The sequence below is a fragment of the Egibacteraceae bacterium genome (assembly GCA_035540635.1).
In the GTDB taxonomy this organism is placed as follows: domain Bacteria; phylum Actinomycetota; class Nitriliruptoria; order Euzebyales; family Egibacteraceae; genus DATLGH01.
Map to the genome: position 1 here is coordinate 67,167 of DATLGH010000019.1, position 21,330 is coordinate 88,496.

At 73.4% G+C, this 21,330-nt stretch carries 21 protein-coding genes and 1 tRNA gene; 15 read left to right on the forward strand and 7 right to left on the reverse strand.

Going from position 1 to position 21,330, the window contains the following annotated elements; all coding sequences use genetic code 11:
* Nucleotides 1-29: 29 nt before the first annotated feature.
* The 4 genes from VM324_03645 to VM324_03660 are packed head-to-tail and all read left to right on the forward strand — an operon-like array spanning nucleotide 30 to nucleotide 2,737.
* Entirely contained in the window at nucleotides 30-632 is a 603-nt protein-coding gene (locus VM324_03645) for a 5-formyltetrahydrofolate cyclo-ligase (protein ID HVL98365.1), read from the forward strand.
* A 32-nt stretch (nucleotides 633-664) separates the two neighbouring features.
* Entirely contained in the window at nucleotides 665-982 is a 318-nt protein-coding gene (locus tag VM324_03650) for an FmdB family zinc ribbon protein (protein ID HVL98366.1), read from the forward strand.
* Nucleotides 983-1,042: 60 nt separating this feature from the next.
* On the forward strand, nucleotides 1,043-1,723 hold the full coding sequence (locus VM324_03655) for a hypothetical protein (GenBank protein HVL98367.1): 681 nt from the start codon (nucleotides 1,043-1,045) through the stop codon (nucleotides 1,721-1,723).
* Between the two features lie 24 nt (nucleotides 1,724-1,747).
* Entirely contained in the window at nucleotides 1,748-2,737 is a 990-nt protein-coding gene (locus VM324_03660) for an undecaprenyl-diphosphate phosphatase (GenBank protein HVL98368.1), read from the forward strand.
* Nucleotides 2,738-2,741: 4 nt separating this feature from the next.
* Here the strand turns inward: VM324_03660 and VM324_03665 are convergent, their stop codons facing one another.
* Nucleotides 2,742-4,085 carry a TldD/PmbA family protein gene (locus tag VM324_03665; GenBank protein ID HVL98369.1) on the reverse strand — a complete coding sequence of 448 codons (1,344 nt, stop codon included), beginning with the start codon at nucleotides 4,083-4,085 and terminating at the stop codon, nucleotides 2,742-2,744.
* A 4-nt stretch (nucleotides 4,086-4,089) separates the two neighbouring features.
* Nucleotides 4,090-5,487 (reverse strand): TldD/PmbA family protein, encoded by a 1,398-nt coding sequence (locus VM324_03670; protein HVL98370.1) that lies wholly within the window; start codon nucleotides 5,485-5,487, stop codon nucleotides 4,090-4,092.
* Nucleotides 5,488-5,851: 364 nt separating this feature from the next.
* On the opposite strand from VM324_03670, the gene VM324_03675 reads away from it, so the two are divergent.
* From VM324_03675 to crtI, 10 genes are all read left to right on the forward strand, one after another.
* Nucleotides 5,852-5,923, forward strand: a tRNA-Arg gene (locus tag VM324_03675).
* Between the two features lie 461 nt (nucleotides 5,924-6,384).
* A complete protein-coding gene (ugpC, locus tag VM324_03680) occupies nucleotides 6,385-7,575 on the forward strand; it encodes a sn-glycerol-3-phosphate ABC transporter ATP-binding protein UgpC (protein ID HVL98371.1) in 1,191 nt (396 codons plus the stop codon).
* 76 nt (nucleotides 7,576-7,651) lie between these two features.
* Complete coding sequence (locus VM324_03685) at nucleotides 7,652-8,896, forward strand: ABC transporter substrate-binding protein (protein ID HVL98372.1); 1,245 nt, start codon at nucleotides 7,652-7,654, stop codon at nucleotides 8,894-8,896.
* Nucleotides 8,897-8,911: 15 nt separating this feature from the next.
* A complete protein-coding gene (locus VM324_03690) occupies nucleotides 8,912-9,853 on the forward strand; it encodes a sugar ABC transporter permease (GenBank protein HVL98373.1) in 942 nt (313 codons plus the stop codon).
* Nucleotides 9,853-10,776: a carbohydrate ABC transporter permease gene (locus tag VM324_03695; GenBank protein HVL98374.1), complete on the forward strand. Its 924-nt coding sequence runs from the start codon at nucleotides 9,853-9,855 to the stop codon at nucleotides 10,774-10,776. Before VM324_03690 ends, VM324_03695 begins: the two co-directional genes overlap by 1 nt.
* Before the next feature lie 25 nt (nucleotides 10,777-10,801).
* Nucleotides 10,802-11,545 (forward strand): hypothetical protein, encoded by a 744-nt coding sequence (locus VM324_03700; protein HVL98375.1) that lies wholly within the window; start codon nucleotides 10,802-10,804, stop codon nucleotides 11,543-11,545.
* 55 nt (nucleotides 11,546-11,600) lie between these two features.
* Entirely contained in the window at nucleotides 11,601-13,220 is a 1,620-nt protein-coding gene (locus VM324_03705) for an NAD(P)/FAD-dependent oxidoreductase (protein ID HVL98376.1), read from the forward strand.
* Nucleotides 13,217-14,047 (forward strand): carotenoid biosynthesis protein, encoded by an 831-nt coding sequence (locus VM324_03710; protein HVL98377.1) that lies wholly within the window; start codon nucleotides 13,217-13,219, stop codon nucleotides 14,045-14,047. Before VM324_03705 ends, VM324_03710 begins: the two co-directional genes overlap by 4 nt.
* Nucleotides 14,044-15,162 (forward strand): glycosyltransferase family 2 protein, encoded by a 1,119-nt coding sequence (locus tag VM324_03715; GenBank protein ID HVL98378.1) that lies wholly within the window; start codon nucleotides 14,044-14,046, stop codon nucleotides 15,160-15,162. The genes VM324_03710 and VM324_03715 overlap by 4 nt, the downstream gene beginning before the upstream one ends.
* The gene (crtI, locus tag VM324_03720; GenBank protein HVL98379.1) at nucleotides 15,159-16,628 is read left to right on the forward strand and encodes a phytoene desaturase family protein; all 1,470 of its coding nucleotides are present in this window, start codon (nucleotides 15,159-15,161) and stop codon (nucleotides 16,626-16,628) included. Before VM324_03715 ends, crtI begins: the two co-directional genes overlap by 4 nt.
* Nucleotides 16,629-16,649: 21 nt before the next feature.
* On the opposite strand, the gene VM324_03725 is transcribed toward crtI, so the two are convergent.
* Nucleotides 16,650-17,411 carry a CDP-alcohol phosphatidyltransferase family protein gene (locus tag VM324_03725; protein ID HVL98380.1) on the reverse strand — a complete coding sequence of 254 codons (762 nt, stop codon included), beginning with the start codon at nucleotides 17,409-17,411 and terminating at the stop codon, nucleotides 16,650-16,652.
* Nucleotides 17,412-17,474: 63 nt separating this feature from the next.
* On the opposite strand from VM324_03725, the gene VM324_03730 reads away from it, so the two are divergent.
* A complete protein-coding gene (locus tag VM324_03730) occupies nucleotides 17,475-18,497 on the forward strand; it encodes an LLM class F420-dependent oxidoreductase (GenBank protein ID HVL98381.1) in 1,023 nt (340 codons plus the stop codon).
* Between the two features lie 9 nt (nucleotides 18,498-18,506).
* On the opposite strand, the gene VM324_03735 is transcribed toward VM324_03730, so the two are convergent.
* The 4 genes from VM324_03735 to VM324_03750 form a co-directional block, all read right to left on the reverse strand.
* Entirely contained in the window at nucleotides 18,507-18,761 is a 255-nt protein-coding gene (locus tag VM324_03735) for a hypothetical protein (protein ID HVL98382.1), read from the reverse strand.
* Between the two features lie 226 nt (nucleotides 18,762-18,987).
* Nucleotides 18,988-19,215, reverse strand: a complete 228-nt coding sequence (locus VM324_03740) for a hypothetical protein (GenBank protein HVL98383.1) — start codon at nucleotides 19,213-19,215, stop codon at nucleotides 18,988-18,990.
* 38 nt (nucleotides 19,216-19,253) lie between these two features.
* Complete coding sequence (locus VM324_03745; protein ID HVL98384.1) at nucleotides 19,254-20,306, reverse strand: trypsin-like peptidase domain-containing protein; 1,053 nt, start codon at nucleotides 20,304-20,306, stop codon at nucleotides 19,254-19,256.
* 198 nt (nucleotides 20,307-20,504) lie between these two features.
* Complete coding sequence (locus VM324_03750; protein HVL98385.1) at nucleotides 20,505-21,125, reverse strand: response regulator transcription factor; 621 nt, start codon at nucleotides 21,123-21,125, stop codon at nucleotides 20,505-20,507.
* Nucleotides 21,126-21,330: the final 205 nt, after the last annotated feature.

The window sequence follows — 21,330 nt, forward strand, 5'->3', positions numbered from 1 at the left end:
CCGCGAAGGGGGGAGAAATAATCGGGGCGGTGAGGAAAACCATGGCGGTGGCGGCGCACGGCGGTGACAAGCGGGCGCTGCGGGAGCGCATGCTCCTCGAGCGTGCGGCGCTGCCGGCGCAGGGCCGGGCGGCGGCGGCGGAGGCGATCGCGGGCCGGCTCGCCGGGCTGCCCGAGCTGGCCGCGGCAACAGCGATCCTCGGCTACGCCGCCTTCGGCGCGGAGGTCGACCTCGGGCCCTTCCTCACCGGTTGCCTCGCCGAGGACAGGGCGGTCTACCTTCCCTGGGTCGACGGCGAGGACCTGCGGATCGCCCGGGTGCACGACCTCGCCGGCGACGTCGGCCCGGGATGGCGGGGCGTGCGCGAACCGATCCCGGGCGTGCGCCGCGAGGAGGACGTGGCCGTGCTCGACGCCGTCGTCGCGCCGGGAATCGCGTTCGACCGCCGGGGCAACCGGCTGGGTTACGGGGGCGGCCACTTCGATCGGATGCTCGCGCGGCTTCGCCCGAGTACCTTTGTGGTCGGCGTCGCCTACGATGCCCAGCTGGTCGATGCGGTGCCCGTGGAGGCGCACGACGCCCCCGTGGACGCCGTGGTAACCGAGTCGAGGACCCTGCGGACCGGCAGGTGAAGGCCGCCCACCCGACGCATCACGGAGGAACGATGCCCACCTACGAGTACGTCTGCCGGGACTGCGGGCAGCACCTCGAGGTCGTGCAGTCCTTCAAGGACGCGCCCCTCACCACCTGTGGAAACTGCAGCGGCGCACTTCGCAAGGTGTTCAGCGCGGCGGGGATCATCTTCAAGGGGTCGGGCTACTACGTGACCGACACTCGCAAGAAGCCGGCCGACTCCTCCGGAACCTCGTCGGACGGAGGCAGCTCCGACAAGGCCGCCAAGCCCGGCACGGCCCCCGGCGACACCGCGGGTGACACCACGTCGTCCTCCGGACCGGCCAAGGGCGCCGCCGAGTCCGCCTGATATCCACAGCTCCCCCGTCCCCCCGCACCGCGGGGCCGGTGGGGCGGCCATGCTGCCCGCATGGCCGCCCCGCCCCTGTTTGCCCGCATCCGCGCAACCCTGCACGGCCCCTACCCCGCCCTGCCCCGGCCGCTCGACGCCGCGGCCGAGCGCTGGGCGGCGCTGAGCCCCCGGGTGCGGCTGCTCGCCGCGGTGACGGCAGTGGTCGCGGTCACGGGCGGACTCGAAGCGCGGGTGCAGGTCGCCGAAGACCGCTGGGGAGGCACGCCCGTGCGGGTGCTCGTCGCGCCCGCCGACCTGCCGGTGGGGGCGCCGGCGACCGGTCTGCGGCGCGTGGGCCTGCCCCCGGCCGCCGTGCCGCCCCGCGCCGTCGTCGACCCGCCGCCGGCCGATGCGGTGCTCGCCCTCGCCCTGCCGGAGGGTGCGGTCCTCACCGCCGCCCATCTCGACGACCGGGGGCCGGCCGCCGGCCTGTCGGAGGACCTGCGGGCCGTCCCGGTGCCGGTCGAGGAGGGCTGGCTCGTCACCCCGGGCGGCTGGGTGGACGTCTGGGTGCTCGGTCCCGGCGATGAGCCCGCGACGCTCGTCGCACGCTCCCGGCCCGTGCTCGAGGTGCGTGACGACGGGCCCGCCATGACGGCGCTCGTGGCCCTCCACGCCGACAACGAGGTCGGCCCCGCCACCGCCGGCCTCGCGCTCGGGCGGCTGCTGCTCGCCCACGCACCGCCACCCGGCCGATAGCATGCCGCCGATGAAGGGGATGTCGTGACCGACTGGCTGCAGGCCATCCTGCTCGGGGTCGTGCAGGGCATCACCGAGTTCGTCCCGGTGTCCTCCTCCGGCCACCTGGTCCTCCTGCCCTACCTCCTGGGGTGGGAGCGGCCCGGGCTGGCCTTCGACGTCGCCCTCCACGCCGGCACGGCAGGCGCGATCCTGCTCTACTTCCGCGGCGAGCTCGCCGGGATGGCCCTCGCGGTGCTGCGCGGCGCGACGACGCCCCAGGGGCGCCTGCACCGGCGGATGGTGCTGCTGCTCGCCGCCGCGACCGTGCCGGTCGCGGTCGTCGGCGCCGTGCTCAAGGAGACCTTCGAGCGGATCTTCGAGACGCCGCCGATCGCGGCGGCGATGCTGTTCGTGACCGCGGCCGTGCTCATCGGTGGGGAGAAGCTGCGCGACCGCCGGGTCGCTGCCGCCTCCCGGGCGCGGTCGGCCGCGGCGGGCGACGCGGACCGGAGGGCGCCGAGCCGCGAGTGGGCCGGCGACCCGCAGGCCGAGGAACCGCCGCCGCTGGAGCCCGAGGCGGACGCCGGTCACCTGCCTGTCGGCCTCGACCCCGCCGACCCCGCCGGCAAGGACCTCGGCGCCATCGGCCTGCGTGAGGCCGTGACGGTCGGCGTCGCGCAGATCCTCGCGCTGCTCCCCGGCATGTCCCGGTCCGGCACGACGATCATGGCGGGGGTCGCGGCCGGGATGACCCGTGAGGCGGCCACCCGCTTCTCGTTCCTGCTCGCCCTCCCGGCGCTCATCGGCGCGTCGGTCCTGAGCCTGCCCGAACTCGGGGAGCCGGGCCCGTACTCAGGGGGCGCCATCGCCGCGGGCGTGGTGGCCGCCTTCGTCGCCGGGTACGCCGCCATCGCCTTTCTCGTCCGCCTCGTGGCGCGCACGAGCCTGTCGGTCTTCGCGCGCTACCTCGTCCTCGCCGGGGCGCTCGGGCTGCTCGGCTACGCGATGCTCGGACCGCCGAGCACCGTGTAAGGCGTCAGGCGCCCGACAGCGTCATCCCTTCCACGAGCAACGTGGCGCCGCCCATGCCGCCGCCGAGCGGCAGGAAGCGAAGGTCCGCCCCGACGGCGACGATCCCGCCGAGCATCCCGGGGATCGTGCCGGCGATCGACGCCTCCCTCACGGGTTCGGCGAACGCGCCGTCGCGGACCATGAGCCCGGCCGCCCCCACGCTCACGTCACCGGTGACGGGGTTCGCGCCCGAGTGGACGCCCATGATCTGCTGGCAGTAGAAGGCGGTGCCCGCGCGGGCGAGCAAGGCGTCGGGGGTGTCGGGGCCAGGCTCGATATAGAGGTTGCTCGGCCTCACGCCCGGCGGCGACTTGAACCCCGAACGGCTCGCGTTGCCGGTGCTCGCCACGCCGTCCTTCGTGGCCGAGTAGGTGTTGTGGAGGAAGCGCGTGAGGATCCCGGCCGCGACGAGCTCGGTGCGCCCCGTCGGCACCCCCTCGCCGTCCCACGGTGCCGTGGACAGGCCGTCGAGCAGGCGCCCGTCGTCGATGAGGGTGAGATGGTCGGCCCCGAGTCGCTCCCCCACCTTGCCGGCGAACAGGCTGCGGCCCTTCTGCACCGCCTCGGCCACGAGCCCGCCGGCCAGCACGCCGAGCAGCGATGCGGTCGTGAACGGGTCGAGGACTATGGGGATGCGCGCACTCGGCGGTTTGCGCCCTCCGAGCAGACGGGCGGCGCGCATGGCCGCCTCGGTCGCCGCCGCCTCGACGTCAAGGCCCGCGGGAGTGCGGGCCACGTCGAGCCCGTACGCGCTCGTCGTCGCCCCGTCCGCCTCGGCGAGCGCCTCGACCATCACGTAGGCGTCGGCACGCCGGTACGCGCCCCGGACCCCCGTCGTCGAGGCGATCGCCGCGGTGCGCACCCCGTCGCCGTAGCGGGCCGTGTCGATGCCCTTGATGCGGTCCCCGGCGCGGGCGGCGGCCTCGAGCCGGAGCGCGACGTCCACCTTCTCCTCGGTGGTGGCGTCAGCGAAGGCGGGGTCGTAGAGCTCGGGGAGGTCGGGGAGGTCGCCGCCTTCGGGCAGCCGGTTCGCGTCGTCGGGCGTGCCGACGGCCGCGTTCGCGCGCGCCTCGTCGAGGGCGTCGGCGAGCGCCGCCTCGCCGAGGTCGGCGGTGTAGGCGTAGCCAACGCGCCCGCCGTCGACCACCCGGATGCCGACGCCACGGGTCCGCGCACTCGACAGCGACTCGACCTGACCGCCGTAGGCGGACACCGTCGTGTCGGTCTCGTCTATGCCGAAGGCCTCCACGCCCTCGCCGGGGGCGGCGCGGGCGACGATGCGATCGAGGATCGTGACCAGCTCGGTCATGAGCTCACGCCTCCGTGCCGCCGACGGTGATGCGGCTGATCCGCAGCGTCGGATTGCCGAGCCCCGCGGGCACACCCTGGCCGTCCTTGCCGCAGATGCCCTGGCGCATCTCGAAGTCGTTGCCGAGCGCGTCGATGCGGCTGATCGCCGTCGGGCCGTCGCCGACGAGGTTGGCACCGCGCAGCGGTCGGGTGACCTCCCCCTTCTCGATGAGGTAGGCCTCCGTCATGCCGAACACGAAGTCCCCCGAGGCCGGGTCGACCTGCCCGCCGCCGAGGGCCTTGCAGAAGATCCCACGGTCCACCGACGCGACGATGTCGGCCGGGTCGTCGGTGCCCGGCAGGATGAAGGTGTTCGTCATGCGTGGGATCGGCAGGTGCGCGTAGGACTGGCGGCGCCCGTTGCCCGACCGCGGGATCCCGAGCTCCGCCGCGCGCAGGCGGTCGGACATGTAGTCGGTGCAGACGCCCTCGGAGAACAGCACCGTGCGCTGCGCCGGCGTGCCCTCGTCGTCGAAACCGAAGCTGCCCCACGCTCCGGGCACCGTCGCGTCGTCCACCCCCGTGACGAGGGGCGTGCCGATGCGCTCGCCCCGCCGCCCCCGGTACACGCTGGCCTCCTTCGCGACGATGTCCGCCTCCATCCCGTGCCCGCACGCCTCGTGGAAGATGACCCCGCCGCCGCCTGCGGCGAGCACGACGGTGAACTCGCCCGTCGGGGCGGGGATCGAGTCGAGCATCGCGACGGCCTGCTCGGCGGCGAACCGGCCGACCTGCTCGGGGGGATGCTCGTCGAACAGCTCGAGCCCCACCGCGCCGCCCGGCCCCTCGAACCCCATCTGGATCACGTCGCCCCGCGCCGCCACGGCCTGCACGACGATCCGGGTGCGCACCCGGGTCTCCGTGGACCGGTGCCCCTCGGAGTTCAACAGGAGGATGTCCTGGTGCGCGTCGGCGTAGCTCACCGTCACCTGGCGCACCGCCCCGTCGACGCTGCGGGCGGCGTCGTCGGCGGTGGTGACGATATCCACGAGGGCCGGGCGGTCCGCCGACAGCGGATCGCGGGCGGCCGGGTGCCTGACGGGCGGTGCGGCGTCGCGCAGGTCGACGACGCGGGCGCCTCCCGAGCCGGGTATGCCCGCCGCGGCCGTGTCGGCGGCCTCGAGCAGCGCCTCGCGGGTCAGAAGGTTCGTGTACGCGTACGCCGTCTGGCGTCCGCGCACGACACGGATGCCGGCGCCCCGGTCCAGACCGGACGTGAGATCCTCGACCTTGCCGTCGTCGAACCGCAGGCTGCGGCCGCGCCGGCTCTCGGCGTAGATCTCGGCGAACTCGCCGCCGGTGGACAGGGCCGTGGACAGCACCGCGCGCACGGCGGCGTCATCGAGCTCAGGTGGGGCCATGGCGGCCGAGCCTAGTAGTGGCGCTACCGCTTCGCTACATGAGCGCCGGGGTAGGGGCGCCCGCCCTGCGATGCACGCCGTGAGGACGGATCTCCCCGCCGCCCTCGAGCGCCGCAGGGTCCGGCGTGACCAGTGCACCCGAGACGGGGGTGCCGCCGGTCACGCAGGCCTCCTGCGGTGGAGTCCGGTCGCCATCTCGCCCCCCGATAAAGGCCGTGGTGCCGGTCGGAACTCCGTGACCTGACGAGATCCAGAGTGGCCGCGGGACCATGCCGCGGCATCCTCAAACTTGATGAAAGTGCCCGAGGCGGCGAGGTGAGCGCTCTGCGGAACGCGAAAATGCCACGGTTACACTGGCCGCGCGGCCCCCGTAGCTCAGTGGATAGAGCATCGGTTTCCTAAACCGAGTGCGCAGGTTCGATTCCTGCCGGGGGCGCGCGAGCGCGGCCTCCCCGATCTCACCGTCCGGCGCTGACGACGTCACCCGCGAGGACGCGAGCCCATCGCGCGCCCGGTCGAGGCAGCGCTGCAGCCGTGCGATCTCGTAGGGATTGGTCCCCTCGCGGGCGAGGCGGTCGAGTCGGGCCTGGAGTCCGTGGAGCTCCTCGGCGAGGCTGCGCATGTCGAACTCGGTGTCGTGCACTGCGCCGGTCACCATCATGCGCCCTTCTCGTCCTGCCTTCCACGGACCGGTGGCGTCCGCGTTCATACCCTCTCTCCTGAGAATGTGCCCATCGGGGGACGAAAGCATCCCCACTATTGGTGATATCAGGTGGGGTGGCATGACCACCGGCCCGCGTGGGGAACAGGGTTGCCACCCGGTGAAGGGGCGGGTCATGATGGCCCGGCCGGGACGACGACCTACTGACAGCGAACAGCGAGTGGAGGCGAGCGGCGATGGCCAAAGTCGTGTTCGACGGAGTGTGGAAGCGCTATCCGGACGGCACCGAGGCCGTGAAGGACTTGTCCCTGGAGGTTGACGACGGTGAGTTCGTCATCCTCGTCGGGCCCTCCGGTTGCGGCAAGTCCACCGCGCTGCGGATGGTCGCCGGCCTGGAGGAGATCTCCGAGGGCAAGATGATCATCGGCGACCGGGTCGTGAACGACCTCACGCCGAAAGAACGCGACATCGCGATGGTGTTCCAGAGCTACGCGCTCTATCCGCACATGAGCGTGGCCGACAACATGGGGTTCGCGCTGAAGCTCGCCAAGGTCGACAAGGCCGAGATCAAGCGCCGCGTCGAAGACGCCGCCGACATCCTTGGCCTCACCGAGCACCTCCACCGCAAGCCGAAGGCGCTCTCGGGCGGGCAGCGCCAGCGCGTGGCGATGGGCAGGGCGATCGTCCGCAACCCCCAGGCGTTCCTCATGGACGAGCCGCTGTCCAACCTCGACGCGAAGCTGCGCGTGCAGATGCGTGCGGAGATCGCCCAGCTCCAGAACCGGCTGAACGTGACGACCCTCTACGTCACGCACGACCAGGTCGAGGCCATGACGATGGGTGACCGGGTCGCGGTCCTCAAGCGGGGTGAGCTGCAGCAGGCCGACTCGCCGCAGACCCTCTATGACAACCCCGACAACCTCTTCGTCGCCGGCTTCATCGGCTCGCCGTCGATGAACATCTGCGAGGGCAGCCTCGAGCGGGACGACGGCAAGGTGTACGTCCACATCGGCTCCGACCGCCTGGCCGTGGACGACCGCGCCTTCGACCACTACCCGAAGGCGGCGGACAAGGTCGGCGCAAAGGTCATCGTGGGGCTGCGCCCCGAGCACTTCACCCGCGGCGAGAACGCCCCCGAGGACCGCCGCTTCAACACGAAGGTGTGCCTCGTGGAGGCACTCGGCTCCGACCTGCTCGTGCACTTCGACACCGACGCCCCGCCCGTGGTGACCGAGGACATGCGCGAGGCCGTCGACGACGCCGACGCCTTCGCCGAGCTCGAGCGCAGCGCGGCGAAGGGCGGACAGACCTTCACCGCAAGGCTCGAGCCGAAGGGATTCCCGAAGGTGGGCGAGCAGCTGGCCCTCGGCTTCCGCACCGAGACGCTGCACTTCTTCGACCTTGACGGAGGTCTGGCGCTGCGCTGACCGCGGGCCAGGCGTTACGATACTCGTAGTAGCGCACGAGTGGCCACCCCGGGTGGCGAACCGAGAGGAATGGCAAATGGGTCGGCGAGTCGGAACCGCAGGCAGCGTCGTGGTGCTCATCGTGGCGCTGATCGGCTGCACCCCGGGCGGGGGAACGGACGAGGCAGGACTGGTCTGGGCGATCGGCGGTGCGGAGGCCCAGCCGGGCGGCGTGCACCAGGCCATCGCCGAACGCTGGAACGAGCTCAACCCCGACACGCCGGTACGCCTGGAGGTCCTGCCGGAGGACGCTGACGGCCAGCGGGAACAGCAGGCGCTGGAGCTGCAGGCCGAGGGCAGCGGCTTCGACGTGATCGGCATGGACGTCATCTGGACGGGCGAGTACTCGGAGAACGGCTGGATCGACAGCCTCGAAGACGTCCGCGACCAGATCGAGGGCCAGTCGCTGCCCGGTCCCTTCGAGTCCGCGACGTGGGGTGGCGAGCTCTGGGGCGCCCCCTACAACTCCAACGCCGGGTTCCTGTACTACCGCACGGACCTCGTCGACGAGCCGCCGACCACCTGGGAGGAGCTCAAGGAGGTCGGCATGGCCGTCGCCCAAGAAAACGACATGGCGCCCTTCGTCGGGCAGGGCGCGCGCTACGAGGGCTTCGTGGTCAACTTCCTCGAGTACTTCTGGGGTGCTGGCGGCGACCTCTACAACGAAGATCAGACCGAGGTGCTCTTCGGTGCGGACGACGCGGCGATGACCGCCCTGGACTTCATGCGGACCTCCCTGGAGGACGGCTTCTACGCGCCGGGCTTCAACACCGCCCAGGAAGAGGAGGCCCGCACCGTGTTCCAGGAGGGCGACGCCGTGTTCATGCGCAACTGGCCCTACGCGTACAGCCTCATCGAGGAGGACGAGGGCAGCCCCGCCAACGGCAACTTCGACATCGCGCCCCTGCCGACGTTCACCGGTGAGGGCACGATCTCCGCGCTCGGTGGCTTCAACAACGCCGTGAGCGCCTTCTCCAACAACAAGGAGCTCGCCAAGGAGTTCGTCGTCTGGCTGTCCACGGACATGGAGCCCCAGCGCATGCTAGGCGAGCGCGGCACCCCCCCCAGCCTCGCGGCGGTCTACGAGGAGCTTGAAGGAGATCCGGTCATGGAGCGGCTCGGCGAGGTCCTGCCGGACGCGCGCCCGCGGCCGCCGGCGCCGGAGTGGAACCAGATCTCCTCCACCATGCAGCGCCAGCTGTTCCCCGCCTACAACGGGGAGGCGGACCCGCAGGCCGCGATCGACGCGGTCCGCGACTACCTCGAAGGCACTATCGAGTAGCGAGGGGGGTTGCCGATGGCCGGGACCGTAACGGAACAAGACCGCCGCCGGCCCGATGCGGTCCCTGCCGGGGGCTCTGGCCCCGGCAAACAGCAAGGCCTGTCGGAGCGCGCGCTCGCCAAGGTCTTCATCGCGCCGTCAGTCCTCACTATGGCGGCGGTGGCCCTGTTCCCCGTCGTCTACGCGCTCGTCCTCAGCCTGTACCTCTACACCCGCCGGCAGATGATCGGTTTCGGGGGCCTCCAGAACTACGTCACCGCGCTCACCGATAGCCGCTTCTGGGACGCGGTGCAGTTCACCTTCGTGTTCACCGTGACGTCTGTGGTAGGCGAGTTCCTGATCGGGATGGGGTTCGCGCTCCTCATGAACCAGGCCTTCCGCGGCCGTGGCATCACGCGCGCCGCAATCCTCGTCCCCTGGGTGATCCCCACGGTCATCGCCGCACAGATGTGGTTCTTCATGTTCAACGTCACCCCGGGGTTCATCAACAACCTGCTGGGCCTCGGTGACTACCCGTGGTTGGGGCAGTCCGGGTCGGCGACCGCGGCCATCATCTTCGCCGACGTATGGAAGACCGCACCATTTGTGGCCCTCCTCCTGCTCGCTGGGCTGCAGACCATCCCCCAGGACGTGTACGAGAGCGGGCGCGTCGATGGCGCCGGCATGTTTCAGCGGTTCTTCTACATCACCCTGCCGCTGCTCAAGCCCGCCATCCTCGTCGCTCTGCTCTTCCGCACCGTCGATGCGCTCCGTGTCTTCGACTTGCCACGGGTCATGACCCAGGGTGCCTTCGGCACCGAATCGCTGTCGATCCTCGTGCAGGAGTTCATCGTGCGGACCCCCAACCCCGGCTACGGCTCCGCGCTATCGACGTTGACGTTCGCGGTCGTGCTCGTGGTCGGGATGATCTTCGTGTCCCTGCTTGGACGTGACCTCGTGATCGGGGAGGGAGACTGATGTCGACGACACCGGTACCGACCGACGAGGCGCAGCGCCGTGCGCCTGACCGACCGGCCGCGGCATCGGGACGCCAGGGCACCGTCGAGCGGCGTTCGACCCTGCAGAAGGTCGGCAAGACCGCGATGCTCGGCGTGATCCTGTTCTGGTGCCTCTTTCCCTTCTTCTGGCTCATCATGACGAGCCTGAAGCTCGGGGACCGCGCGCTGAACAGCCCCGACCTCTTCCAGGGGCCGTTCGGCCTCGACAACTACCTTGCGGTCTTCCAGCTGAACTTCCACCTGAACCTGCGCAACTCGGCCGTCGTCGCCGGCACGACGACGATCCTCTGCGTCATCATCGGCTCCCTCGCGGCGTACGCCCTCGCACGGCTGCCGCTGCGCCGCAAGATCCTGCTGCTCTCGGGGGTTCTGGCGGTGTCCTTGTTCCCCCCCGTGGCGCTCGTGCCGCCCCTGTACGAGGTCTGGCGAGCGCTGGGGTTGCTCAACACCTACGAGGGCCTGTACATCCCCTACATCGCCTTCACCCTGCCCCTGACGATCTTCATCCTCGTGACCTTCTTCGCGTCGATCCCGAAGGACCTCGAGGAGGCAGCGCGCGTGGACGGCGCGTCGGCGTTCCAGGCGTTCTACAAGGTCGTCCTGCCCTTGGCGGCGCCTGGCGTGTTCGCCGCGGCCATCATCATCTTCGTGCTGTCGTGGAACGAGTTCCTGCTCGCGAGCACGTTCGCGCCACGCAACCCGGAGATAGCGCAGACGGTCCCCGTCGCGATCGCGGGCTTCACCGGGGCGGTGCCCTTCCAGCGCCCCATCGGCACGATCACCGCGGCCTGCGTCGTCGTGACGATCCCGATGATCATCACGGCGCTGATCTTCCAGAAGCGGATCGTCGCCGGCCTGACCGCCGGTGGAGTGAAGGGCTGAGCCCGCCGGCACCAGCGTTGCGCCGGTGCTCCCGACGCCCGCCCGCCCACCGCTCGTGACCCTGCACCTCTTCACGGTCGCCGCGTCGAGGGTGGGTGGCGCCCTCGCCCGCATGGCCCTCGACCGACGCCACCTCCGGGCCACGCCCGGCTGCCGGTTCTGGAAGCTGCTCGGCACCGGCGACGGGCGCACCTTCACCCTTCGCGACGCCGATCCCCTGCGCTGGGGACTGCTCGCCGTGTGGGAGGATCCCGCACACCTCACCGACTTCGAGCGGTCCTCCCCCGTCGCCGCCGGCTGGCGGCGCATCGCCGTCGAGCGGTGGCGCGCCGACCTTGTCCCCCTGCGCGCCCGGGGAACCTGGTCCGGGCGCCGGCCCTTCGAGCCGGTGGGTGCCCCGCACGACGCCGGTCCCGTTGCGGCGATCACGCGGGCGCGGCTCGCCCCGGCGAAGGCGCGGACCTTCTGGCGCGCGGTGCCGCCTGTCTCAGCCGACCTGCACCGGGCCCCGGGCCTGCGGTTCGCGATCGGCATGGGGGAGGCGCCCGTCGGCCTGCAGGGCACGTTCAGCCTCTGGGACGACGAACGGGCGCTTGCGTCCTACGCCTACGGGGGCGCCCCACACCGCGACGCCGTGGCGCGGACGGCCACGGAGGGCTGGTACGCCGAGGAGTGCTTCGCGCGCTTCGCGGTCCGCCAGACCACCGGGACGGTCGACGGACGCGATCCCGCCGGCGCCCACGCCCCCGGGTCTCCCGGCGCCGCATGACCCGCGCGCGGGCGGCCTCGCGGGCGCGGGGAGCCCGGCCCTACACTGCCGAGGCATGCGGGACGTGGTCGTCGTCGGCGCCGGGCACAACGCGCTCGTCGCGGCCTGCTATCTCGCCCGGGCGGGTCTCGACGTCGAGGTCGTCGAGCGCCGCGACGTCGTGGGCGGGGCGGTGTCGACCGTTGAGCGCTTCCCCGGCTACCACATGGACGTCGGCTCCAGCGCCCACATCATGGTGCGCCACACCGGCATCGCCGAGGATCTCGGCCTGGCCGAGCTCGGCCTGGAGTACCGCGACCTCGACCCGTGGGGCTTCGCGCCGTTCGGCGAGGAGGCGCTCGTGCTCTGGCGCGACCTCGACGCGACCTGCGCGTCGATCGAGGGGGTCTGCGGCGGGAGGGACGCCGAGGCCTACCGGCGGTTCGCCCTCGACTGGGGCGCACGCAACGCGCGGGTCTTCGCCGCCTTCCAGGGACCGCCCACCGCGGCGGGTCTCGGACGCCACCTGTGGGGACTCGGCAGGGCGAGCGGCCTGCCGGGGCTCGAGCTGTCCCGCCAGTTCCTGACCTCCGGCGACGCGCTGCTCGACGCCCACTTCGACGACGAGCGGCTGAAGACCGCCCTCGCCTGGCTCGGCGCGCAGTCGGGCCCGCCCACGCACGAGACCGCCACGGCCGACCTCGTGGGGTGGAACATGCTCCTGCACCGCATCCCCCCCGGGCACCCGAAGGGCGGCAGCGGGATGCTCTCCGTCGCGCTCGCGCGCCGCTTCGTCGCGCTCGGGGGCACGCTGCGCCTCGGCGACGGCGCGGCGGTGATCGCCGCGCGCGACGGTCGGGTGACGGGTGTGGTGATGGAGTCCGGTGACGCCGTTTCGGCAGCGACCGTCGTCGCCGGGTGCCACGTGCTCACCACGTTCGACCTCGTGGGCGGGGACGCGGGGGCCGCCTGGGGCCAGCTCGCCGAGCGCGCACGGCGCACCGTCCGCGTCGGCAACGGCATCGGCATGGTCGTGCGGCTCGGCACGAACGCCCTGCCCGCCTACCCGGGCGGCGTCGGAGGCGCGGAGTGGCGGGCCCTCCAGCTGATCGCCCCGTCACGGCGCTTCCTGCGGCGCGCACACGGCCAGTTCAACGCGGGCGTGCCGCCCGAGCGCCCCGCGGTCGTCGCCATGACGCTGTCGGCCCTCGACGACACCATCGCACCGCCTGGCAAGCACAACGTCTCGGTGTGGGGCCAGTGGCACCCCTACGCGCTCGCCAACGGCGAGCGCTGGGACGCCATCGCCGAGCGCGAGGGCGCGAAGCTCATCGCGGCGGTGGACGCGGCCGCCCCCGGTTTCGCCGCCGCCGTCGAGCACGTCCACGTGCAGACGCCGCCCGACCTCGAGCACGAGCTCGGCCTTCGTCGCGGCAACGTCATGCACGTAGACATGACCCTCGACGAGATGTTCGCGTGGCGGCCGCTGCCCGAGCTCGCCGGCTACCGCACGCCCCTGGCCGGCCTCTACCTCACCGGCGCGTCGACCCATCCTGGCGGGGGGGTGTTCGGGGCGAGCGGCCGCTCCACCGCCCGGGTCGTCCTCGCCGACCGGGAGGCCGCGGCGGCACCGGCCTGGGTGCCGGGGCGGCTGCGGGGCCTCGGCGCGCGCAGCGGCCTGCGGGACAAGAAGTGACGGGTCCGCCCGCGACCGCACCGGCCGACGTGCGCCGACGGCGGGAGGTCCCCGGCCGTGCGGTCCGGACGGCGCCGGCGGTGCTCGCCGTGGCGGTCATCGGCCTGCAGATCGCCTACCCGCTCGTCCACGGCGCCGCCCGCGGCCGCCTGACCGTCGCGACCGTGCTCGTGTTCTTCGCCGCGTCGGTCAGCCATGCGCTCGTGTGGCGGGGCCGGCGCTTCGCCGCGACGCTCGTGGTGGTCACGGCCGGCGGCGGCCTCGCCGTCGAGGTCGCCGGCGTCGCGACCGGTTGGCCGTTCGGCGCCTACGCCTACGCCGGCACGCTCGGCGCCGACCTCGCCGGCGTGCCGCTCGTCATCCCCCTGGCCTGGACGATGATGGCCTACCCGGCCCTGCTCGTCGGGCGGGCGATCACCCGCCACCGGGTCGCCGGACCGCTCGTCGCCGGCTGGGCGCTGGCGAGCTGGGACCTGTTCCTCGACCCCCAGATGGTCGACGCCGGCCACTGGGCGTGGCGGTCCGGCGGACCGTCCGTGCTCGGCGTCCCGGTGTCGAACTTCGCCGGGTGGACGCTCGTCGCGGTCGTGATGATGGCGCTCGTGTGGCGGGCAGCGGGAGGGGGCGCGCGTGAGGCCGCCACGGTCGGCGGTTCCGGCGTCCACGCCCCCGACGACCGGCCGATGCACGCGCTCTACCTGTGGGTGTACGCGTCGTCGGTGCTCGCCCACGCCACGTTCTTCGGCCTGCCCGGCTCGGCGGCGCTCGGCGGGGTCGGCATGGGGACGGTCGTCGCCGCGTTCCTGTGGTCGTTGCGGGGCCGGTGAGCAGGGCCGTCCGGGCGGCGAGCGCGGGAGCCGCGCTCGTGAGCCTCCACTCCGCCGTGAACGCCGCCCTCCTGCGCACCCCGCCGACAGGCCGGCTGGCGGGGTCGCCGGGGGGCACGGTGAGCGTGCTCGTCCCGGCACGCGACGAGGCGGCCCGCGTCGGCGCGTGCGTGCGCGCGGTCCTCGACCAGCGCGGCGTCGAGCTCGAGCTCGTGGTGCTCGACGACGGCTCGCGTGACGGGACCGCCACCGTCGCGCGGGCCGCGGCGGCGGACGACCCTCGGGTGCGGGTGCTGACCGGTGCGCCGCCGCCGCCCGGGTGGCTCGGCAAGCCGCATGCCTGCGCGCAGCTCGCCGCCGCAGCGCGGGGCGAGGTGCTCGTGTTCCTCGACGCCGACGTCGTCCTCGCGCCCGGCGGGCTCGCCGCGACGGTGGCGCTGCTCGCCGGAGGCGACCTCGACCTCGCGTGCCCCTACCCCCGGCAGCTCGCCGGCGGGGTGGGTCCGCGCCTCGTCCAGCCCCTGCTGCAGTGGTCGTGGCTGTCGTTCCTGCCGCTGCGGCTGGCCGAGCGCAGCCCCCGCCCGTCGCTGACCGCCGCCAACGGCCAGCTCCTCGCCTGCCGCGCCCCCGCCTACCGGGTCGCCGGCGGTCACGAGGGCGTGCGCGGGCGGGTCCTCGAAGACCTCGAGCTCGCGCGGGCGTTCAAGCGCGCCGGCTACCGCGTCGCCGTCGCGGACGGCACCGCCGTGGCGACGTGCCGGATGTACGAGGGCTGGGCGGACCTCTGCGACGGTTACACGAAGAGCCTGTGGGCGGCGTTCGGCTCACCGGCGGGCGCGGCCGGGGCCATGGCGCTCCTCGGGTGGCTGTACGTGCTGCCGCCGGCGGCGGCGGTCTGCGCCCTCCAGCGCCGGCGCCCCCGCGCAGCGGTGGCCGGCCTCGCCGGCTATGCGGCGGCCGTCGGTGGCAGGGTGCTCACCGCCCGGCGCACCGGCGGCCGGGCCGCCGACGCGCTCGCCCATCCGGCCTCGATCGTCGCGCTCGGCGGTCTCACCGCGGTGAGCTGGTGGCGCAAGGCGCGCGGGCGGCTGGTATGGAAGGGGCGGCGCCTGTGAGGGTCGTGGTCGTCGGCGCGGGGGTCGGCGGTCTCGCCGCGGCGGCGCGCCTGGCCGCCGCCGGGCACCGCGTCACCGTCTGCGAGCAGGCCCCCGCCGTGGGCGGCAAGCTCGGGCGGGTGCGCCTGGCCGGGGCGACGTTCGACACGGGCCCGTCGCTGCTGACCATGCCCCACGTCCTCGCCGAGACGTTCGCCGACACGGGCGACCCCCTCGACCGGGTCCTCGACCTGCAGCCCGTCGAGCCGATCGCCGAGTACCGCTACGCCGACGGGACGCGTTTCGCGACGTCGGCGGACCCGGCGACGACCGCGGCGAACCTCGACGGCGCGCTGGCGTGCGGCAGCGGCGCGGACTGGCTGGCGCTCATGCGCCGCGCCGGGCGCATCTGGCGGGCCGTGCGCGGACCCGTGCTCGAGCGTGCGCTCGACGGCCCGACCGACCTCGCCCCGCTCGCCCTGCGGGTGCGCGACCTCGCCGCCGTCGCCCCGCACGCGACGCTGCGCGGGCTCGGCCGGCGCTACCTGCGCGACCCGCGCCTGCGGATGCTCCTCGACCGCTACGCCACCTACACCGGCTCCGACCCGCGTCGGGCGCCGGCGGCCCTGGCGGTGGTGCCCTACGTGGAGCAGACCTTCGGCGCCTGGTACGTCACCGGCGGGCTCTACCGCATCGCCGAGGCGCTCGCCGACCGCGCAGCCGGGCGCGGCGCGCGCCTCCGCCTCGCCACGCCGGTCACCGGCATCGAGGTGGCGGGCGGGCGGGCCACCGCCGTGCGCCTGGCGGACGGCGAGCGACTGGCAGCCGACGCCGTGGTCGCCAACGCCGACGCGGCCCACGTCTACGGCGACCTCGTGCGGTCCCCTCTCGCGAACCCGGCCCGCCGCCGGCTCGCCCGCGCGACCCCGTCGCTGTCGGGATTCGTCGTCCTGCTCGTCCTGCGCGGGCGCACCGCGGGGCTCGGGCACCACACGGTGCTCTTCCCCGCCGACTACGACGCGGAGTTCGCCGCGCTGTTCGGCTCGCGTCCCCGCCCGGTGGCCGACCCGACGCTGTACGTCGCCGCCCCGCGCGACCCGGCGGTGGCGCCGGCCGGCGGCGAGGGCCTGCTCGTGCTCGCCAACGCGCCGCGCAGCGACGAGGTCGACTGGGACGCCCCCGGCACGGCGGAGGCCTACGCCGACCGCCTCGTCGACCTGCTCGCCGCCCGGGGCCTCGACGTGCGCGGGCGCGTCGTCGCCCGCCGTGCCTTCACCCCCGCGGACCTCGCCCGGCGCACCGGCGCGGTCGGCGGGGCGATCTACGGCACGTCGAGCAACGGGCCGCGGGCGGCGTTCCTGCGGCCGGCCAACCGCTCCCCCGTGCCCGGGCTGTTCCTCGTCGGCGGCTCGTCGCACCCGGGGGGCGGCCTGCCGCTCGTGCTCCTGTCGGCCCGGATCGTCGCCGGCCTCGTCGGCCGGCCCTGACCCCCGGCGGCGAGCGCACCGTCACCGCCGACGGTCTTCTCCCTGCGGTGTGGCGAGCTCGCGGTAGGTGACGGCCAGGAGCTGGGCGAGGGCGACGGCGCTCAGCGCCGCGAGGACGGCGAGCGCGAGGCCGGCCACCGCGGGGGCATGCCCCACGGCGGCGCCGGCCCCGACGAGCGCGGCGACGCAGAGCACGATGCGCACAGGGCGCTCCCCCACCGTGACGACGCCGATGCCCTCCATGCCCGCGTTGGCCGCACGAGCCCGGAGGTACTCGAGCAGCCCGAACGCCACCCCGCAGGCCACCACGAGCCCGCCGGGAGCGCCGACCACCCAGACAGCGAGCAGGGCGAGGACCTCGGTCACCCGGTCGGCGAGCGAGTCGAGGACGAAGCCCCACCGGGTCGCCCGGCCGGTCATCGCCGCCACCGCCCCGTCGAGGGCGTCCGCGAACCCCGCGCCGGCGAGCACCGCTCCGGCGACCAGCGGCCAGCGCCCGCCTGCGCCGGCCACCACGTACGCCGCCAGGCCGAGCCACACGCCCCACAGGGTGAGCACGTCGGGGTGCACCCCGCGGCGCACGAGCGGTCGCGCCGCCGCGAACGCGACCCCGAGCGTCGCGCGCACCCACCGGTTGCTCCGCGGGTCATACCCTTCGTGGAGCGCCGACCAGCCCGACAGGTAGCCGTCGAGCGACGGCACGGCGGCGGGGCGTTGGCGGGTGGCGACCATGGCGGCGACCAGCGCCACCGCCGTGCAGCCCAGCGCGACCCCGGCGATCATCGCCGGCGATCGTACGCGGGCGGTTGCCGGGTAGGCTCGCGCGCATTCGACGAGGAGAGGCCCATGCGGCTCGGACTGAACATCGGCTACTCGGGAGTGGCGATCGGCAACGTGCTGCCGCTCGTCCAGCAGGCCGACCGCCTCGGGGTCGACTCGGTGTGGGCGGCGGAGGCGTACGGGTCGGACGCCGTCACCGTCCTCGCCTACCTCGCGGCCCGCACCGAGCGCATCAAGCTCGGCAGCGCCATCCTGCAGATCGCCGCCCGCACGCCGGCGAACACCGCCATGACCGCGATGACCCTCGACGCGCTGTCGGGGGGCCGGGTGCTCCTCGGCCTCGGCATGTCGGGTCCGCAGGTCGTGGAGGGGTGGCACGGGCTGCCCTACGGCAAGCCGCTCGAGCGGACCCGCGAGTACGTCGAGATCGTGCGCCTCGCGATCGCACGCTCGGGACCGCTCGTCTACGAAGGCCAGCACTACCAGATCCCCTACGCCGGGCCGGACGCGACGGGTCTCGGCAAACCCCTCAAGTCGATCCTGCACCCGCTGCGCGAACGCGTGCCCATCTACCTCGCCGCCATCGGCCCCCGCAACGTCGCGCTGACGGCGGAGATCGCGGACGGCTGGCTGCCGATCTTCTACTCCCCGGAGCGGGAGGACATCTTCAACGAGCACCTCGACAAGGGCCTTGCCGAGGCTGACCGCGACGCCGGCGACCTCGACATCGCCGCGACCGTTCCGGTCGCCGCCGGGGACGACGTGGCGGCCTGCCGTGACGAGCTCCGCCCGCTCTTCGCTCTCTACATCGGCGGCATGGGGGCCCGCGGCCGCAACTTCTACCACGAGCTGGCGTGCCGCTACGGGTTCGCCGACGCGGCCGACCGCATCCAGGACCTCTACCTCGACGGCAAGAAGTCGGAGGCGGCGGCTGCGGTGCCCGACGCCCTCGTCGACGAGATGGCCCTCGCCGGACCGCTCGAGCGCATACGCGACCGCGTCGAGGCCTGGAAGGCGTCGCGGGTGACGACGCTCGTCCTCGCCACGAACGACGTCGGGGTGCTCGCGGCGCTGCGGGACGCGCTGTAGCGTCCTTCCCTACCCGTCGACGGCGAGCCGGGCGAGGTCGCTCGCGCCCGCTGTGCTCCGGCCGAAGGCGATGAGCTCGTCCTCGGTCAGGGGGCTCGCAGGAGGGCCGGCACAGGTCATCACCGCGCCGGCGGCGACCAGCCGTGCCGCCTCCACCGAGCCGACGCGGCCGCCGGTCAGGCCTCGGCAATGAGGGCACACGAAGCGCCGTACGTGCCCGCCGGCGGCGGGGTAGGCGACGACGGTCACCTTGTCCGCGGGCACGGCACGGATGGGGCGGGGGCATCGTGGACACCGGACCCCGCCGAGGTCGACGAGCGGCTTGCGCCGGTGCTCGCGATCCCACCAGTACTGCCCTGTGGTGCGCGGAGGACGACGCTCGGTTTCGCTCACACGAGAGCGATACCCACCTGCGGCGTCTTCGATTCCGCAAGCCACCAGCGGGCGGCGCGGAGCCCGGCCGAGGATTCGGCCGGGCTCCGGCGTTGCCCTACTCGCGCTCGGCGTCCTGGGCCTGGAACGGCCCGCCGGCGTCGTGGACCCGCACCCGGAAGCCGCGGAAGCGCTCCGGGAAGTCGGCGTCCGACGCCGCGCCGCTCGTCCAGAGGTCGATCGTCGGCTCGCCCGCGATCTCCCCTTGAGCGACCGCGACGACACCGCCGCTGCCCATCCACCGCGCGACGGCTGCGGCCAGGGCCTCGTCGAAGCTGTCCGCCACTTGCCTCACCTCCCTGTTGTGGAGGCAAGCATGCCGCGTCAGCCGATGCGGATGCCGAGGAGCGCCGTCACGAAGGCGATCGGGTTCATGATCGTGGCCGCCGAAGAGCCGGCGAACAGCAGGCCGACCGCGTGGTTGTCGAGGTTGAGCACGAGGCTGCCCGAGTCGCCCGGCGCGCTCATGTTCGTCGTCACGATCTGGCGAGCGAACCGCGCGACCCTGCCGCCGCCGAAGTTCACGTCGACGGTGGCGTTGACGCTCTGGACCCGTCCGGTGGTGTAGTTCGTCGTCCGCCCGGTCTTCTGCACGACGTCGCCGACGGCGACCTGCGCCGGCGGCTTCGGATAGCCGATGTAGTACACCTCCCGCGTGAGCGACTGGAAGGGCACCTCGGCGATCGCGGCGTCGATGAGGTTCAACGGCGGCGACGCCGGGTTCTCCGCGTGGAAGCGGATCGGCTGGAACCGTGCGAGACGCCCGATGACGTCCTGCGGCAGGACGCCGCCGTCGGCTTTGCCCGGCTGGAGGATCGGGTCACCGATGCTCGCGGCGTTGGAGTTGGCGAGCACGTGGTTGTTGCTCAACAGGTAGAAGCGCGGCGGTATCCCCGGAAAGGCCGCGCTGTCGTAGCAGCCGGTCGCTATCGTGCCCGCCGTGACGTTGAAGTGCCCGACACTGCACCCGCCCATCGCGGGCCGCATGCGAACGGTGAGCGCCTGGGTGTCGAAGGTGGGCACGAACGCGCTCCGCGGCAGCTGCCCCGGCTCGGTCGCGGCGCCGTTGGCCGGAACGTCGACGCGCAGCGCCTGCTCCGTCCGGGTCGCCCCGGCGTGGAGGATTCCCACCTCGACGACGTCCGTCGTCGAGCCGTCGATGGTGGACGGCACGATGTCGTCGGCCGAGAGCAGCGACGGGTCGAGCTTCGTGTCGACGAGCACCGACAGCGCCGGCTCGTCGGTCTCCCGCCCGCCGACGGACTTGTAGCCGAGCGCTACCCCGACGACGTGGTCCTTGGCAAGCAGCTCCTCCTCGGTGCCGGCCTGCACATCGGCCAGCGGCACGAACTGGGGTGGAACAAGGTCTTCGATCATGGCTTCACAACCCTCCGTTTGGGTGTTGGTAACGGTCCCGCCAGGGACTCGACGTCGCGCTGCCGTCCCGCCCGGAAGGCTCCGGCGCGCAGCGGGCAGCGCCCGTTCATGGTCCCATGACCGCCCGCGGATGCCAATGGTTCCTTAGGTCCATCTTTTGCCGCTTTCGCTGTCGAAGCGGGGGGAGGAGACCTTGCGTCAGAGGGGAGGGTCGAGGCCGAGTCCCGGGGCGCCGCGGAACCAGTGCGCCGCCTCCCCGCGGCGACGTACGCCGAGCTTCGTCAGCACGTGGTGCACATGGTTCTTCACGGTCGCCACCTCGATGTGCAGCCGGCGGGCGATGTCGATGTTCGTGAGCCCCTCGCTGACCAGTCCCAGGACCTCGAGCTCCCGGGCCGTGAGGCGCACGGCGGGCTCCGGGCGCTGCGCTGCCCGCGGGCGTGAGCCCTCGCCTGCCCTGGCCACCCTGCGCACGGTGGCGACGAGCTGGGCGATGGACTCCTCCGGTCCGAGGCACGCGGCGAACCCCGCCTGACGGTAGTGCGGGCAGTCCGCCGGCGGGACCCCGAGGGCGACGAGGGACGTCTTGGCGTCCAGACGCCGCAGGAGGACCACGACGCGAGCACGATCGATGCCCGCCGCGTCGACCACGACCAGGTCCGGGGTGGCGCCCGTGCCTGCGGGGGCGCCTCCCTCCCTCTGGCGAACGACCTCGAAGTCCGCCAGGGCGGTGAGCGCCCTCTCCAGCCCTTCGAGATGTACCTGCACCGCGCCCGTCACCGCCACGCGTATAGGCGCGTCCGTCAACTGTGCCGCCATGTCTCCCGCCCCTCGGAAAGTCCTGGGAGACCTGAGGGGCCGCCCGCGGCCGCACGCCAAGCTCCCGACAAGCAGGACACTACTCCTCATTCGCCGCCCCGTCGAGCACTTTGCGGGGCCGCGCGGGCATGAGTGATCCCCGGCCGCGGGGGGCAGGGTGCGGGTAGATCCGCGGGCAGGTTGGCGTCCCCGGTCGTGGGGGGCC